The 14,341-nt window shown below is 59.5% G+C and carries 13 protein-coding genes; 8 read left to right on the top strand and 5 right to left on the bottom strand.

Going from position 1 to position 14,341, the window contains the following annotated elements; all coding sequences use genetic code 11:
* Positions 1-50: 50 nt before the first annotated feature.
* From HGP16_RS19905 to HGP16_RS19895, 3 genes are all read right to left on the bottom strand, one after another.
* Entirely contained in the window at positions 51-1,049 is a 999-nt protein-coding gene (locus HGP16_RS19905) for a homoserine dehydrogenase (protein ID WP_168841739.1), read from the bottom strand.
* Positions 1,050-1,064: 15 nt separating this feature from the next.
* Positions 1,065-2,825 carry a monovalent cation:proton antiporter-2 (CPA2) family protein gene (locus HGP16_RS19900; RefSeq protein WP_168841738.1) on the bottom strand — a complete coding sequence of 587 codons (1,761 nt, stop codon included), beginning with the start codon at positions 2,823-2,825 and terminating at the stop codon, positions 1,065-1,067.
* 222 nt (positions 2,826-3,047) lie between these two features.
* On the bottom strand, positions 3,048-3,788 hold the full coding sequence (locus HGP16_RS19895; protein ID WP_168841737.1) for an SDR family NAD(P)-dependent oxidoreductase: 741 nt from the start codon (positions 3,786-3,788) through the stop codon (positions 3,048-3,050).
* Between the two features lie 192 nt (positions 3,789-3,980).
* Between HGP16_RS19895 and HGP16_RS19890 the strand changes: the two genes are divergently transcribed.
* From HGP16_RS19890 to metG, 5 genes are all read left to right on the top strand, one after another.
* Positions 3,981-4,847 carry an AraC family transcriptional regulator gene (locus HGP16_RS19890; RefSeq protein ID WP_246703398.1) on the top strand — a complete coding sequence of 289 codons (867 nt, stop codon included), beginning with the start codon at positions 3,981-3,983 and terminating at the stop codon, positions 4,845-4,847.
* Between the two features lie 708 nt (positions 4,848-5,555).
* Positions 5,556-6,392 carry an alpha/beta fold hydrolase gene (locus tag HGP16_RS19885; protein WP_246703399.1) on the top strand — a complete coding sequence of 279 codons (837 nt, stop codon included), beginning with the start codon at positions 5,556-5,558 and terminating at the stop codon, positions 6,390-6,392.
* Between the two features lie 98 nt (positions 6,393-6,490).
* Entirely contained in the window at positions 6,491-6,859 is a 369-nt protein-coding gene (locus HGP16_RS19880) for an ethanolamine utilization protein (protein WP_168841734.1), read from the top strand.
* A 106-nt stretch (positions 6,860-6,965) separates the two neighbouring features.
* Positions 6,966-7,979, top strand: a complete 1,014-nt coding sequence (locus HGP16_RS19875; protein WP_246705578.1) for an alpha/beta hydrolase — start codon at positions 6,966-6,968, stop codon at positions 7,977-7,979.
* A gap of 282 nt (positions 7,980-8,261) precedes the next feature.
* Positions 8,262-9,824 carry a methionine--tRNA ligase gene (gene metG / locus HGP16_RS19870; protein ID WP_168841733.1) on the top strand — a complete coding sequence of 521 codons (1,563 nt, stop codon included), beginning with the start codon at positions 8,262-8,264 and terminating at the stop codon, positions 9,822-9,824.
* A gap of 109 nt (positions 9,825-9,933) precedes the next feature.
* On the opposite strand, the gene HGP16_RS19865 is transcribed toward metG, so the two are convergent.
* Complete coding sequence (locus HGP16_RS19865; protein WP_168841732.1) at positions 9,934-10,767, bottom strand: enoyl-CoA hydratase/isomerase family protein; 834 nt, start codon at positions 10,765-10,767, stop codon at positions 9,934-9,936.
* A gap of 124 nt (positions 10,768-10,891) precedes the next feature.
* Here HGP16_RS19865 and HGP16_RS19860 point away from each other — a divergent pair, with 124 nt between their 5' ends.
* Entirely contained in the window at positions 10,892-11,275 is a 384-nt protein-coding gene (locus HGP16_RS19860) for a winged helix-turn-helix transcriptional regulator (RefSeq protein ID WP_168841731.1), read from the top strand.
* Between the two features lie 166 nt (positions 11,276-11,441).
* On the opposite strand, the gene HGP16_RS19855 is transcribed toward HGP16_RS19860, so the two are convergent.
* The gene (locus HGP16_RS19855) at positions 11,442-11,999 is read right to left on the bottom strand and encodes a TetR/AcrR family transcriptional regulator (RefSeq protein WP_246703415.1); all 558 of its coding nucleotides are present in this window, start codon (positions 11,997-11,999) and stop codon (positions 11,442-11,444) included.
* Positions 12,000-12,171: 172 nt separating this feature from the next.
* Between HGP16_RS19855 and HGP16_RS19850 the strand changes: the two genes are divergently transcribed.
* Together HGP16_RS19850 and HGP16_RS19845 are read left to right on the top strand one after the other, a co-directional pair.
* Positions 12,172-13,185, top strand: coding sequence for an alpha/beta fold hydrolase (locus tag HGP16_RS19850; RefSeq protein WP_168841729.1), 1,014 nt, complete (start codon positions 12,172-12,174; stop codon positions 13,183-13,185).
* Complete coding sequence (locus HGP16_RS19845) at positions 13,182-13,931, top strand: SDR family oxidoreductase (protein ID WP_168841728.1); 750 nt, start codon at positions 13,182-13,184, stop codon at positions 13,929-13,931. Before HGP16_RS19850 ends, HGP16_RS19845 begins: the two co-directional genes overlap by 4 nt.
* Positions 13,932-14,341 lie beyond the last annotated feature (410 nt).

Here is a 14,341-nt window from a genome sequence, read left to right as displayed (position 1 = left end):
CGTTGGGGACCTCTTGCCTTGAGTGGTCGCGGTGGCTGTATCGCCCGGTTTCAGGCCATCCTTACCGCCAGGATATGTTCCAGATCTTTCAGGGCCGCCGCGGCCGTCGCAAGCGGCTCGTTTCCAGCCCCGATTGCGAGCGTCTCGCCCATCGCATCGGTGACGATGCGGATCGCCTTGTCCTTGCCGCGGATATTCGCGAGAGGATCGGCAAGCGGATAGGTCCGGATGCCGACCTCGGCGCGGATCGCACCGTTTTCGCGCCAAAGGCGGCCAACGAGTTTCGGGACAAGCCCCTGCCCGCGCCAGGCCTCGATCCGTTCCGCGGTGACCGACTGGATGCCTGCCACGGTCAGATCGCCCATCGTAAGATTAGCACCCAGTCCGAAATTGGCGAGAATCAGCAGCTTGCAAGCGGTGTCCCAACCCTCGGTGTCATTGCGTGGATCAGCTTCGGCGAAACCGCCGAGCTGAGCTTCGCGCAGGGCATCGTCAAAGCCGATCCTACGTGTCGTCATTGCATCGAGCAGATAATTGGTCGTGGCATTCAGAATGCCCTCGACTTCGAGCACCTCGCAGCCTTTGAGACTATGCTCAACCAGATCGATCGTCGGCAGCGCGGCCGCGGCGGCACCGCTAAGCTTCAACATCGCGCCGGAGCCTTTGGCGAGCGCCCACAGTTCCCGCCCGCTATGAACCAGCGCGCCCTTCGATATGACGATCGTGTCACGCCCGGCCGAAAGCGATGAACGAAGATAGGCAAGCCCCGGCCCCCCGGTGCGGAAATCGCTCGGCCCCGCCTCGATCAGAATATCAGCGTCGCTCTCCTCGATGAAGGCCGGGCCCGAGAGCCCGTCTTCGAGCGTGGAAAGTTGCTCTTCTTCCAGTCCATCCGCGCTTTTTACACCGGACCGGGATCCGCAGACGGCCACGAGCCGCATATCCGCGCCGTAGACGTCGCGATAACGCTCCCGCCGGGACAGAAGCAAGCTTGCCGTTGCCCGTCCCACTCCGCCGAAGCCTGCTATCGCAATCCTCACCGTGTTCATCGTCCCGCTCTTCCGTTATTTCGCTGCCACACCGCTCAGCGGCTCGGGAACGGGTCCGAGATGCAGGTGATCCATGCCGGACATGGCGTCTCCCTGCACCTGTTCGGACAGCCGCTCATTGTCCCGCCGACGAACGTCCTCTGCCGCTTCCTCCACGTCAAGCTCGGCATAACCCAGGGCGCGCAAGCCTTCCGCCCCCATCCTGTAGGCGGATTCGACCGTTTCGCGGATCTGGTAGTCGACGCCGGCGCGGATCAGGTCCACGGCATGGCCGCGATCATAGCTGCGCACCAGAATCTTGGCCTGCGGGAACTCATGTTGTGCCAGTTCCACGATCTGCAGGGCGGCCTTTGGATCGTCGATGCAGATCAGCAAGGCCTCGGCCGAACCGGCGCCGGAATGGTGCAGCGTGTCGAGACGCGTGCCGTCGCCGAAAAACACCTTGAAACCAAAACGCCCCGCTTCACGGATACGATCGGGGTTCATGTCGATGACGGAAAGGTTGACCCCCTTCGACAGAAGCAGTTGCGAGGCAATCTGGCCGAAACGGCCGAAGCCGATGATGAGCACCCTTCCGCTGAGATCACGCGCCGCCTCAACACCCTCCATCGAAGCTTCGCCGCGCAGCAACCGATCCGCGGCGATCATCAGCAGCGGCGTCAGCGCCATGGAGAATATGATAACGGTCGTGAACAGCGCATTTTCGCGCGGATCGATCACCCCGCCGGTTGTTGCGGCAGCATAGAGGACGAAGGCGAACTCGCCACCCTGCAGGAACATCGAGGTACGGTGCAGCGCCTGGTAGCTGGAGCCGCCGAACAGGCGGGCAACCGCATAGACCACCACGCCCTTGGCGATGGTGAAGGCGGTCAGCATAGCTAGCAGAAGTCCCCATTCGGCCGCCACCACGGCAAGGTCCAGCGACATGCCGACAGCCATGAAGAACAGGCCCATGAGCAGGCCGCGAAACGGCTCGATATCGCTTTCGATCTGGTGCCGATAGCTCGAACTCGAAAGCATCACGCCGGCAAGGAAGGCGCCCATCGCCATGGAAAGCCCGGCACCCGCCATCAGCAAAGCGGCCCCCAGCACTACCAGCAGCGCGCCGGCCGTCATCACCTCGCGGGTCCTTGCCCGCGCCAGAAGGGCGAAGAACGGGTTCAAACCCCATTTCGATACGCCGAGAAGAACGAGCAGTGCGCCGAGCGCCAGGAGAACATCCACCCATCCCGACTGTCCCTGCGAGAGTGGCGACAGAAAGGCGACAACCGCCAGAAGCGGCACGATCATCAGGTCTTCGAAGAGAAGGATGGATACGGATTTCTGGCCCTCCGGGTTTGAAATCTCACCACGATCCTGCAGTACCGACATGATGACGGCTGTCGACGACAGCACGAAACCCGCGCCGGCGACGAAGGCCACCGTGGCAGGCAGGCCGAAGACCAGCACACCCGCCAAGGACAGGGCGGCTGTCGCCGCCGCCACCTGCACGAGGCCGAGCCCGAAAATCTGGCCGCGCATGGCCCAAAGCTTGTGGGGTCTGAGTTCCAATCCGATGACGAACAGGAACATCACCACGCCGAGTTCGGAAAAATGCAATATAGACGCAGCATCAGCAAACAGGCCGATGACCGACGGACCGACGAGTACTCCCGCAGCGAAATAGCCCAGAACCGAGCCGAGACCAAGCCGCCGAAACAGGGGCACCGCGACCACAGCCGCTCCCATCAGGACGACCGCCGGCCCAATCGTCTGCCCCAAGCTCACCTCAGCCATGCCAACACGTTCCCGATTTCTCGTTTGAAGCAATCAAAAAGGCTCACCTTGGTTGAGCCGCCTCTGCCTGAATGAGGTATCGTCGCGAAGTTGTCGCGAATAGTCATAGCATCGGCAAAACTCTGTCGCTGAAAGTGGAACACGACTTATGCGGCGGGTGGCCTATTGGCGAAACGAAGGTTGCCTGATTGCAGTCAAGCAACCATGCGCCTTCACCATGGACTAAGCGAGAGCACCACCGTCCACCGTCAGGATGGTGCCGGTAATCTGTCGGGCAGCCGGCGTTGCAAGGAATGCGACTGCAGCAGCAACATCCTCTGGCTGGTTGAAGCGACCGAGTGCGCTGAGACCGCGCTGGTAGTCGGCGAATTCGCCCGTCTCCGGATTCGAGTCCGTGTTCGTCGATCCGGGCTGGACGAGATTAACCGTTATGTCCCGGGAGCCTAATTCGCGCGCAAGGCCGCGGTTAAATGCCTGGAGCGCGCCTTTGGTCATGTAGTAGATCGTGCCAGGGACTCCTGCGATGCGATCCGCGCCCGCCGATCCGATGGTGATAATGCGCCCACCGTTCTTGAGGTGGGGAATTGCGGCCTTTGCAGCGAGAACCGGCCCGCGCACGTTAACGGCAAGCAGTGCGTCGATATCCTCGACTGTGAAATCTGCGATCGTGTTGTATCGCGCGATCGCCGCATTGTTGACGAGAATGTCGAGACCGGCCAGCGCACGCACAGTTTCGTCCACAGACCGCTGGATGGCCGAAGGATCCGCGCTGTCGGCTTGTATCGCGATTGCCTTGCCGCCATTGCCTTCGATAGTCCGGACAAGTCGCTCCGCGCTGTCTACCGATCGCTCGTACGTTATCGCGACGTTTGCACCCTTCTCGGACAGTGCAATCGCAATCGCCTCGCCGATGCCGCGCGACCCACCGGTCACGAGCGCATTCTTTCCAGCCAGTTCCTGCATAATCATACCCTTTGCTTTCTCTATCGCCGTATTACCGATGTCGAGGTCCATTCCTCGGCACTGGTCGCTCCGGCAGGCTTTCCGTTAAGCTTCAAGATAGGCAGTCACGATGCAGACAACATTCCCGATTTTCCCAGACACTTGCCTGATCCTACCAAATTGCTGCATGCTTACACGATGCAAGACCTTGAGATGCCGACCACACGCCTGTTGAACGATGTCGCTCCGCTTATCCCGGAACAGGGAGGAACCGTCGGCCTTCCCACGCCTGTTCCGCGGCTGACGCTTTGGACCAGTACAAGGGTGACGCCGCCCACTCCGGCCGTGTTCGAACCCATGTTCTATGCGGTCCTGCGGGGAACCAAAGTCTTGATCATGGGCGCAAATAGATTCGAGCTCACAGCGGGAGCCTGTGCAGTCTCGTCCTTCGGTCTTCCCTATAGCCACCAGTTGACCGGCGCTAAGGCCAACCTCCCCTATGTCGGCATAAGCCTTCATCTTGATGCCGGCATCTTGACGCGCGTCATGCTCGATATGCCCAAACGCGAGGATCGCTGGACGTGCGCAGTCGCCGCAGGCGATCTCGACGGAGCGGTCGGCGATGCATTCACTCGCCTCATTGGGCTGCTGAACGAGCCGGACGATATCGGCGCGTTGGCACCGCATTACGAATTCGAGCTCTATTATCGCCTGCTTCAGAGTTCGATGGGCGATACGCTTCGACAGGTCAACCAGAGGAACGACCGTTTCCAGCAACTCAAGGCGGCAGCCGATTGGCTCGCCATCAATCACAGCGAAGTTGTCAACATTCCTGAACTGGCAGCGTCATCTCATATGAGCGTCACGAGCTTTCACAGGCATTTCAAGGAAGTCACCGGGTTCAGCCCGCTTGCGTTTCAACGCCATATCCGCTTGCTTGAGGCGCAGAAGCTCCTTGCCGGCGGGAGCACCAATGTGTCGCGCGTGGCGTATGAGGTGGGTTATAAAAGCCCATCGCAGTTCAGCCGCGAGTACAAGAGCATGTTCGGCAGCGCGCCGGTGGCTGATCTGGAGCGATGAACCCAGTCGTTATCCGCTGGCGGAAAAAATCTATTGCTTCATCGCGCGCTCTGCAAGACAGATTGCCGTTCTGCATGCCGCCTTGGCCGGCTCGTTGCGCAACCAGCCGCGGAAAAGTTGATCAGGGGTGGTATTGAGGTCGGCGCGCTATCCAGGGGCGGCGAACGGCATCTGGGATCTCTTCTCATGTGTTCAACTTATCAGAATATAAACAGATATTTGGCACCGCGCCCGTATCTGACCTGCGACGATGAATCCTGCTCGGCAAACCCACTGGATTGACGGTAGAGCCAGATCCCGTTTGGCGTTCCGCTTTCAGCGACACAGCTTTGCACGCAAGTGGCCTATCAAACCGCCTCTCGAGCTGCCATCAAGTGTACTGACCGCGCTTGGAAGCAGGTCTTCCAGCAGGCCTGCAAACCCTAATTTTCGTAGGAAAGAGCACCGGATTCTTTCGCCGTACGTCCCCAGTCGTTCTTACCAACACCGCAATAGGAACACGACAAGGGTTGTTCGGCCAAACCCGCCCGTATTTGATTAAGCCAGGGGGACACATCAATGCCTCGTATCTTAAGTCCGAACTTGCCGCTCAGTCGCCGCGACGCCCTGACCTCGGCAGCGGCCGTTGCTGCAAGTTTCACATTTTGGCCGCGCCACGTGCGAGGCAAGGAACCTGCCACATTCAAATCATCAGAAGGAGAGCGCAATATGGGCTTCGTGACCACAGACGACGGTGTACAGATTTTCTACAAGGACTGGGGTCCCAAGGATGCCCAGCCAATTGTGTTTCACCATGGCTGGCCTCTGTCATCCGACGACTGGGACGCGCAGATGCTCTTTTTCCTATCGAAGGGATTTCGGGTCGTGGCGCATGACCGGCGCGGGCACGGCCGTTCGGAGCAGGTTGCCGAAGGTCATGACATCGACCATTACGCCGCCGATGCTTTTGCCGTAGCTAGGGCGCTGGACCTGAGAAACGCGGTCCACGTTGGCCACTCCACCGGCGGCGGCGAAGTGGCGCGATATGTGGCGCGGCAGGGCGAACCAACTGGTCGTGTTGCCAAGGCCGTTCTGGTCGCTGCCATTCCGCCGCTGATGCTGAAGACCGGTAGCAATCCCGAAGGCACACCGATCGAGGTCTTTGACAGCTTTCGTTCGGCGCTGGCCAGCAACCGTGCCCAATTCTTCCGAGACGTTCCCGCCGGTCCGTTCTACGGGTTCAATCGCGATGGTTCGACAGTCCATGAAGGCGTGATCCAGAACTGGTGGCGACAGGGTATGATGGGTAGCGCCAAGGCACATTACGACGGCATCAAGGCGTTTTCGGAAACCGACCAGACGGAGGACCTGAAAGCCATCACCGTTCCGACCTTGGTGATGCACGGCGAGGACGACCAGGTCGTTCCGATTGCGGCATCGGCTTCAAAGGCGGTCAAACTGCTCAGGAATGGCACATTGAAGACCTATCCTGGATACTCACATGGAATGCTGACGGTCAACGCTGATGTTCTGAACGAGAATCTCCTGGCTTTCATCGCCAAATAGCAGGCTCCATCAATTCGGACCACCGTGTCATCCCACAGTCGCGCGGTGGTCACGCTGTCGACCCATCTCTCGCGGTTCCAATCTTCAGGAGATAATCCATGACTGTTTACAAATTCGCCATTGCCGACGCAGTGTTTGAACGTTCGCCGGGGCAGGAAGGTGAGATCTTCACCGGCAACCTGCTCGACCAGCGCCACGGCGGGCCAGTCACCATCGGGTTCGGGCGCTACGGCCCGAACCAGGTTCTGCAAGAGACCATGGCCGTACACGACACGATGATCGTCCTGGAAGGAAACATAACTGTCTCAGACGCGCATGGATCGCAGACAGCGGGGCCTGGCGAGATCATTGCAATGCAGAAAGGCGACAAGGTGACCATCCGTTCTCATGAGACGGGCGCCGTGACCGCCTATGTGACATTTCCTCATTGGCAGCAGCCAGAACCCACATCATCGAGCTCAACGTGATGTGGACGATCGATTCTGCCGACCTACCGTTGCGTCTGTCGGCGTGGGTCATTTGCGTTGGTTCGGGTAGTTGCACGCCAAACCACGTGTGAACAGGAGTGCCCGCTTGAAGAACGAACAGAATCTCTCCCCCGTGGAAGGTGTACACGTCGGCGAACGGATCATTCCTGTTCCAACGTCGATCAGTCAGGAAGCGCAGACCATGCTGCGCGCAGCCGCACAATATGACGGCACACCACTCAATGCGCTTTATCCAATACCGGCACCAAACGATCGGGCAGCTTGGCGTCAGTTGCAGTCCGCAGCCGAGGCCCATTACGCCGCGGCTCTCAATGCAGCGACGAATGAAACAAGCACCGAGATCGAAACGCGGCGCCTGGGCACAGCAACTGTCCATGTTGTGTTACCAGAAAGCCCGCGGCTCAAAGACTGCGTTTTCATCGACCTGCACGGCGGCGCGCTCGTATTCGGTGGTGGCGATGCCTGTCGTGAGAGCGCACGGCTGCAAGCAAACCGGCTCGGGATGACCTGCTACGGTATCGACTACCGGATGCCACCGGACCATCCCTATCCGGCAGCACTCGACGACTGCATGGCGGTGTATCGGCACGTGATCGATCACTATGGGGCCGATCGCGTCGTACTTGGCGGTCGCTCGGCCGGTGGCAATCTAGCCCTCGCCACCATCCTGCGGGCACGCGATGAAGGCCTGCGGTTCCCGGCAGGCGTCGTCTTGTTGTCCCCGGAGTTGGATCTGACGGAATCGGGGGACAGCTTTCAAACCAACCGCACCATCGATGTCGTGCTTCCCAATCCCCTCATGTCGAACAATCTGCTTTATGCAGGCGGCGCCGACTTGACGCATCCGTATTTGTCGCCGCTGTTCGGAGAGATGTCGGCCGCGTTTCCGCCGATATTCCTGCAGAGCGGAACGCGCGACCTGTTCCTCTCCAACGCGGTGAGATTGCATCGCAAGCTGCGACGCGTGGGAGCCCCGGTCGAACTTCATGTGTTCGAGGCGATGCCGCATGGTGGATTTTCAGGATCTCCGGAAGATATGGAGCTCGCCGCGGAAGTAACCCGTTTTGTTACCGAATGTCTCCCGGAATTGGCTCGCTGACGATCCAAACATTACTTCGACGGATCGAAAGGGCGATCTGTTACGAACGAACGAGCGACATGAGTTCGGAAGCGCTCCTCAAATGCGGCGTTGCTCTGGTCGTAACCTGATGATAGCACTGACAGCATGAACACAAGCCTCGCCAACGCCACTATGATGATGCCGCGCTCCTAGCGTGGCGGATTTTGTGCGCTTGTAATGCACCTTAGACCGCCCTTGAGGCGGTTTTTTTCATTGGTCGATCCGCCTTGAGGGACATTGAGCCTCAACAAGGATATCCCGATGAACAGCACGAAAACTTACATCACCACCTCGATTCCATACGTCAATGCCGCGCCGCATGTTGGTTTTGCGCTCGAACTTGTGCAGGCCGATGCCTACGCCCGCCATTCTCGACTTCTGGGCAAAGACGTCAGGTTTCAGTGTGGCACGGATGACAACAGTCTGAAAAACGTTCGCGCCGCGGAAGCAGCAGGACGTCCGGTGGCCGACTTCGTGGGAGAGAACGCAGACCGCTTCGAACAGCTCGGCAGGCAGCTCCAAATTTCGAACGATGCATTCGTTCGCACATCCACGGATACGAGACATATTGCCTGCGTTCATTCGCTGTGGAACGCGTGCGCCAGGAATGGCGACCTCTATCGAAAAAGCTATGAGGGCTTTTATTGCGTTGGCTGTGAGCAGTTCTACGAACTCACGGATCTGGACGACGGAAGATGCCCGGAGCACGGTATCCCGCTTGAGATCGTGAGGGAGGAAAACTGGTTCTTTCGGCTGTCTCGATATGGCGAACGCATTCGATATCTGATCGAGACAAACGAGATCGAGGTCGTCCCGGTTCACCGGCGAAACGAAATACTCGCCCTGCTTCGGCGAGGACTCGAGGACATCAGTGTGTCGCGCAGTGCTGAAAGAGCACGCGGCTGGGGCGTGCCCGTGCCGCGGAGCGACGAAGTCATCTATGTCTGGTTCGATGCTCTCGCGAACTATCTCACAGGCCTCGGCTACGGTTCCGACCAAAGCCTGTTCCAGCGATATTGGTCGCAACAAGGCGAACGCATCCATTTTGTCGGCAAGGGAATTTCCAAGTTTCACGCGATTTACTGGCCTGCAATACTCCTGTCTGCCGGAGTGCCGCTCCCGTCTTCGATCTTCGTTCATGGCTATCTAACACTGGACGGTCGAAAAATCGGAAAGTCGGCCGGCAACGGCGTCGATCCCGAGGTCTTCGTGCAGGACTACAAGACCCCTGACGCATTGCGCTATTACCTGCTACGCCACATCCGTTCCGCCGATGATGGGGATTTCTCTGAAGAACGGCTTGAGGCCGCATGGTCTGGAGAACTCGGCGGGCAGCTGGGAAACCTTGTCAATCGGGTTCTCACCTTGCTTGTATCCTCCTTTTCCGGAATTACACCGTCGGTTCCGGACAGCGCTCTTGTCCGCGAAGCAGCCAGCCTTCCGGAAAAAGTCCTGAACTCCTTTGACAACTACGAGCTTCATCTCGCCCTGAATGAGATTTTCTCCTACCTCGGGTCCGCGAACCGGGAGTTTACACGCAAAGCCCCTTGGTCCGATGCCAAGGCTTTAGCCGTTGAACTCGGTAGTGCGGAACGACAAGCGATATCCGATCGCCTTGGGGCTACTCTGGCAGAACAGGTCTACGGCCTCGCCATCGTTGCTCGATGTTTGCTCCCGTTCTTACCTGAAACAGCTTCCAGGCTGCACGCGACGCTCGGAATACCCTGCCCGGCGCAGTATGATTTTCGAATATCCATTACCGGAGTGAAGACATCATCTGGAGAAATCCTCTTCCCGCGGCAGACGGCGGTGCGAATGAAGTGAGGATTTTTGGCGCCAGCGCTTGCAATAGCGCAGGCGTGCCCATCAACGGCTGAAACCGCTCCACGACAGCTCGTTGGAGCGGTTCCGCTATAGTCTGATCATTCACGCCTCACATCTTCAATGCACGCAGCAAGCTTTCCAAATTTCTCTCACCCTCCTTAGTCTGTGCTCCTGCTTTCAATCCGCCCCGGATGAGCCTTTCGGCAGCGGGGCGCTCGAACAATCCTGCCCAGGCCTCATGCTCGCGCTTAAAGCCATCCCGCAGATCTTCAGGAAGCAACGCCCGCTTGGCCGCGGCGACGACGCCTTCGGGCAAGGCGGCGATATTGCACGCCAACCGGTCGACGAAGCCATCAAGCTCCGAGGCAGGCAGCGCCCGGTTGATCCAGCCATAGCGTTCCGCCGTCGCCGCATCAATGAGATCGGCGCCAAGGATCACTTCGAGGGCGCGGCCGCGCGTCATCCGGCTGGACAGATATTGCGTGGCGCCGCCGCCGGGCGTGATGCCCATCAGCGCTTCGCATTGGGCGAGTCCCGCCCGCTCTTCGGCGGCAAACGCCATGTCGGCCGCCGCGACGAATTCCGCACCGCCGCCGCGCGCCAAGCCGGCCAGCTTGACGATCGTAACCTGCGGCTGTTCTCGCAAAAGTTCCCCGAGCGCCTGGAACGGATTGAGGCCCTCCGGAGCCTCACGAGCAATTTCGTCGAAGGCGTGCGGCTCATCGATCAATGTCATGTCGACATGAGCAATGAAGAACTCCGGGTCTGCGCTCTGGAAAACGAGGACGCGCGTGTCCGGGTCATCGCGAACGGAAAGGAGAAAGCGGCGCATCTCGCTCATCAAAGGAACATCGAGAACGTTGACTGGAGGATTGTCGATCGTGATCGTCGCGACGCCGTCCGCCTGGGAAACTAGAATCTTGCGGAAATCTGTGTCTGTCATCTGTAAGATCTCTGTTCTTCGGGAAATTCTGGCGCTGGTTTGGCGCCATTGACCCTAAAGTATTCATCGGATACCTAGCGTCAATTACGCACCTAAAGCATCCCAGGGATGCCGGAGGATACCGATGGATGAACCAACAAGTGTAAATGACCCGGTTTACCATGCCGACTGCCCGAGCCGGGTGATCCTCGACCAGATCGCGGACAAGTGGTCGATGATGGTACTAGCCGTATTGAGCGAGCCCCGTCGCTTCAACGCGATCAAGCGTCGCCTGGATGGCGTAACCCAACGAGTGCTCACACAGACGCTTCGAAAGCTTGAGCGCAATGGCATGCTGACGCGCAGGATCTTGGATGGGCGTGTGCTCGGGGTTGAATATGCCTTAACGCCCCTCGGCAGGTCGCTGCAAGGTCCGTTCGCGATCCTATTCAACTGGACCGTCGAGAACATTGAAGTGATTCAGGACTGCCAGCGCCGCTATGACGACACGTCACTTGACACTATATAATGCTTGAGGTTGCGGCGGCTCTGCCGTCTCAAGCACCGGACGGCTACGGCCTCCGTACCGACTGAAGGATAGCAGTTGCTCGCCCGAGACCGGGGCAGAGCGGGCTTGGACCCCACCACCGACAGGTTTCGCGACTTGGCGATCCCGACAAAGCTAGCAAATAAGGCTACTTCGGCTTCACCGCACCATAACGCAGGCCATCCAGTAGCAGCATGAGCATTCGTTTGGTGTGCGAAGGCCCGTCCTCCCCCGAAGCTACAGCGAGGTTCCCGATCGCGCGCAGCAGATCGTAGGGAGCGACATCGGCACGGACTTCCCCTGCATCCGAAGCGGCTTTCAGTAGCATCGACAGAGCCGGTTCAAATCGGCTTCGGAAATAGTCCGGCAAGGTGGCGAATGCCGGATCGCCGGAATGGAGCGCGGCGGCCAACCCCCGTTTGGTGGCGAGGAAGCGCGTGTAGTGCTTCAGCCAAGCTGCCAGCGCATCGGCTGGCCCGTGCTCAGCGGCAAGCAGCACTGCCGCATCGGCGCAGGCATCAACCTCCCGGCGGAACACCGCGGCAACCAAGTCGGCACGCGTCGGGAACCGGCGGTAAAGCGTACCCAGCCCAACGCCCGCTTGTGTCGCAATCTCCCGGATGGGCGCATCGACCCCCGAACGGGCGAACACGATCTTGGCGGCTTCCAAAACTGCTTCCTCATTCCTGCGGGCATCGGCACGCATTCGCGGTGCGGGTGCTTCGGCATCGCCAGGAGCCGGTGACGCGGCCTCGACTGCATTCCGGAATTTGGTCGGCAACATTTTCCGTGATCCTTCTTACTAAGCGGATCATTGATCCGTATTTATAGTACAACGGATCAATGATCCGTTTGCCAGTTCGGAGGTTCGCAGTCCTATGTCCAGCTCGTTCGCAAAAACCCGCGCGCATGCCCCCGGCTCACCCGCTATTTTGTCCATCTCTCCCATTACCCTGCCGTCCCCCGGACGAGGCGTTGACCTGCACGTTCGGATCTCCTTACCGATCTCAGGCGACACGCTGCCCGTCATCATCTTCTCGCACGGGAATGGCCAGTCATCTCACGCCTATGGCCCACTCGTCGATTATTGGGCAGCACATGGCTTCGCCGTAATCCAGCCAACACATCTGGATTCGCGGATGCTCGGTCTTGCACAAGACGATCCTCGCCGCCCCCAACTCTGGCGCTTCCGCGAGAATGACCTTGCCGCCATTCTCGATGGGCTTGATCACATCGAGAGCGAGGCACCGATGATCCGGGGGCGGCTCGATCACTCGCGTATCGCGGTTGCCGGCCATTCGTGGGGCGGGCAGACCGCCAGTACCTTGCTTGGCGCCACCCATCCCGATCCCGACGACGGGTCGGTGGTCAATAGGAAGGACAACCGCGTGAAGGCGGGCGTGCTGCTGGCGGCGCCAGGTCGAGGCAATGACCTGACCGAATACGCAGCCCGTACCTACCCATTCATGTATCCAGATTTCTCGGCCATGACGGCGCCGACCCTGATCATCATCGGCGACCGTGATGTGGGCAGGCTTTCGACACGTGGCGCCGAATGGTGGCGTGATGCCTACGATTTGAGCCCCTCACCCAAGGCATTGTTTGCGGCCTTTGGCGGCGAGCATGCTCTTGGCGGTATCCCTGGTTACGAGGCGCGCGAGACGACAGACGAACGGCCCCAGCGGGTCGCCGCGATCCAGCGCTTTTCAACCGACTTCCTCCGCAGCGCGCTCTACCCCGGCGATCCCGCATTTTCCGATACGGTCGCGACGCTGGCAGCCGATGCTGCGCCGGAAGGCAGCGTCGAGACGAAGCAGGCCGCCGGACACCTTTTCCGTCCGCGCCTTCCAACGTTGCGCAAAATCATCATCACACACAGGAGTTTCACATGAACACCATCCTCATCACCGGCTGCTCATCCGGTTTCGGGCTTGAAACTGCCCGCTATTTCCTTGATCGCGACTGGACTGTCATTGCCACGATGCGCATGCCTCGTCGGGATCTCTTGCCCGCATCCGACCGGCTGCGCGTCGTTGCACTCGATGTGACCGACGCTGCCAACATTGCTCGTGCTCTGGAGGAAGCAGGACCGATCGACGCCCTGGTCAACAATGCCGGTGCCGGTCTGATGGGGACGCTGGAAGGTGTGTCGATCGACGCAACACGCCAACTATTCGAACTGAACACGTTCGGCACCATGGCAATGTCACAAGCCGTACTGCCCGGCTTCCGCGCGCAAGGGACGGGCGTGATCGTCAACGTGTCGTCCGCCGTGACACTCAAGCCATTGCCGATGTTGTCCGCTTATACGGCCAGCAAGGCGGCCGTAGAAGCATTCAGCGAAAACATGGCGTTGGAGGTGGCACCGTTTGGAGTGCGCGTTCGGCTGATCGTCCCCGGTCGAGCGCCGGAAACCTCCTTTAGCGCGACCGCCCGCGACCGCTCGCAAAACGGCATACCCGAAGCCTATGCCGGCTGGGCGAAACAGGTGTTCTCCGCAACGCCACCGCAGCCGGCCGAAATCACCACTGCGAGCGACGTGGCAAAAGCGGTCTGGCAGGCAGTGACCGATGCCTCTTCGCCGTTTCGCATCCCGGCCGGCGCGGATGCCGTAACGCTTGCCGCACAGGTCGCATAACGGCTTGCTTCTGCCCTTCACCGGCCGGATCGTTCGATGAGATCCGGCGGTCCCGATCGGAATAGCCGAATGAGCCGATATGCTCCGTCATCCCAATTTCACTCGCTCCCAAGAGACCCTGAGCGATGGCGAGTGGCCAGATTCGGCCATCCATGACGCAGGCGACTGATCGCCGTGCTGTGCGCACTAGATCGTATTTTTGGATAGCGTGGCGTGCTGTAGAGTGGTTGCGGGGGCCTGCTTTCATCTTTACTTGCGATCATCGCAACGACGCCATTCTTTGCTAAAATCTCTTACGAACGGCGGTAAAAGCGGCCTATTTCGTACAGTCGCGTAGTAGCCTAGCGATAATTACACACGGATAGAAACCAGTCTAAGCGTTCACTCATAGCCACCGCCTGGCACTTACA

It is taken from the genome of Rhizobium sp. P40RR-XXII (assembly GCF_012641405.1).
Classification (GTDB): Bacteria; Pseudomonadota; Alphaproteobacteria; order Rhizobiales; family Rhizobiaceae; genus Rhizobium.
Note: the sequence above shows the minus strand (reverse complement) of the source record. Positions and strands in the feature narration are given on the sequence as shown.

What these genes read in the sequence shown, in the direction of transcription:
- HGP16_RS19885 (WP_246703399.1), top strand. Translation starts at nt 5,556, where the DNA reads ATGGGCTTCGTGACCACAGACGACGGTGTACAGATTTTCTACAAGGAC.
- HGP16_RS19905 (WP_168841739.1), bottom strand. Translation starts at nt 1,049, where the DNA reads ATGAACACGGTGAGGATTGCGATAGCAGGCTTCGGCGGAGTGGGACGG.
- HGP16_RS19900 (WP_168841738.1), bottom strand. Translation starts at nt 2,825, where the DNA reads ATGGCTGAGGTGAGCTTGGGGCAGACGATTGGGCCGGCGGTCGTCCTG.
- HGP16_RS19850 (WP_168841729.1), top strand. Translation starts at nt 12,172, where the DNA reads ATGTCCAGCTCGTTCGCAAAAACCCGCGCGCATGCCCCCGGCTCACCC.
- HGP16_RS19845 (WP_168841728.1), top strand. Translation starts at nt 13,182, where the DNA reads ATGAACACCATCCTCATCACCGGCTGCTCATCCGGTTTCGGGCTTGAA.
- HGP16_RS19880 (WP_168841734.1), top strand. Translation starts at nt 6,491, where the DNA reads ATGACTGTTTACAAATTCGCCATTGCCGACGCAGTGTTTGAACGTTCG.
- metG (WP_168841733.1), top strand. Translation starts at nt 8,262, where the DNA reads ATGAACAGCACGAAAACTTACATCACCACCTCGATTCCATACGTCAAT.
- HGP16_RS19855 (WP_246703415.1), bottom strand. Translation starts at nt 11,999, where the DNA reads ATGCGTGCCGATGCCCGCAGGAATGAGGAAGCAGTTTTGGAAGCCGCC.
- HGP16_RS19865 (WP_168841732.1), bottom strand. Translation starts at nt 10,767, where the DNA reads ATGACAGACACAGATTTCCGCAAGATTCTAGTTTCCCAGGCGGACGGC.
- HGP16_RS19860 (WP_168841731.1), top strand. Translation starts at nt 10,892, where the DNA reads ATGGATGAACCAACAAGTGTAAATGACCCGGTTTACCATGCCGACTGC.
- HGP16_RS19895 (WP_168841737.1), bottom strand. Translation starts at nt 3,788, where the DNA reads ATGCAGGAACTGGCTGGAAAGAATGCGCTCGTGACCGGTGGGTCGCGC.
- HGP16_RS19890 (WP_246703398.1), top strand. Translation starts at nt 3,981, where the DNA reads ATGCCGACCACACGCCTGTTGAACGATGTCGCTCCGCTTATCCCGGAA.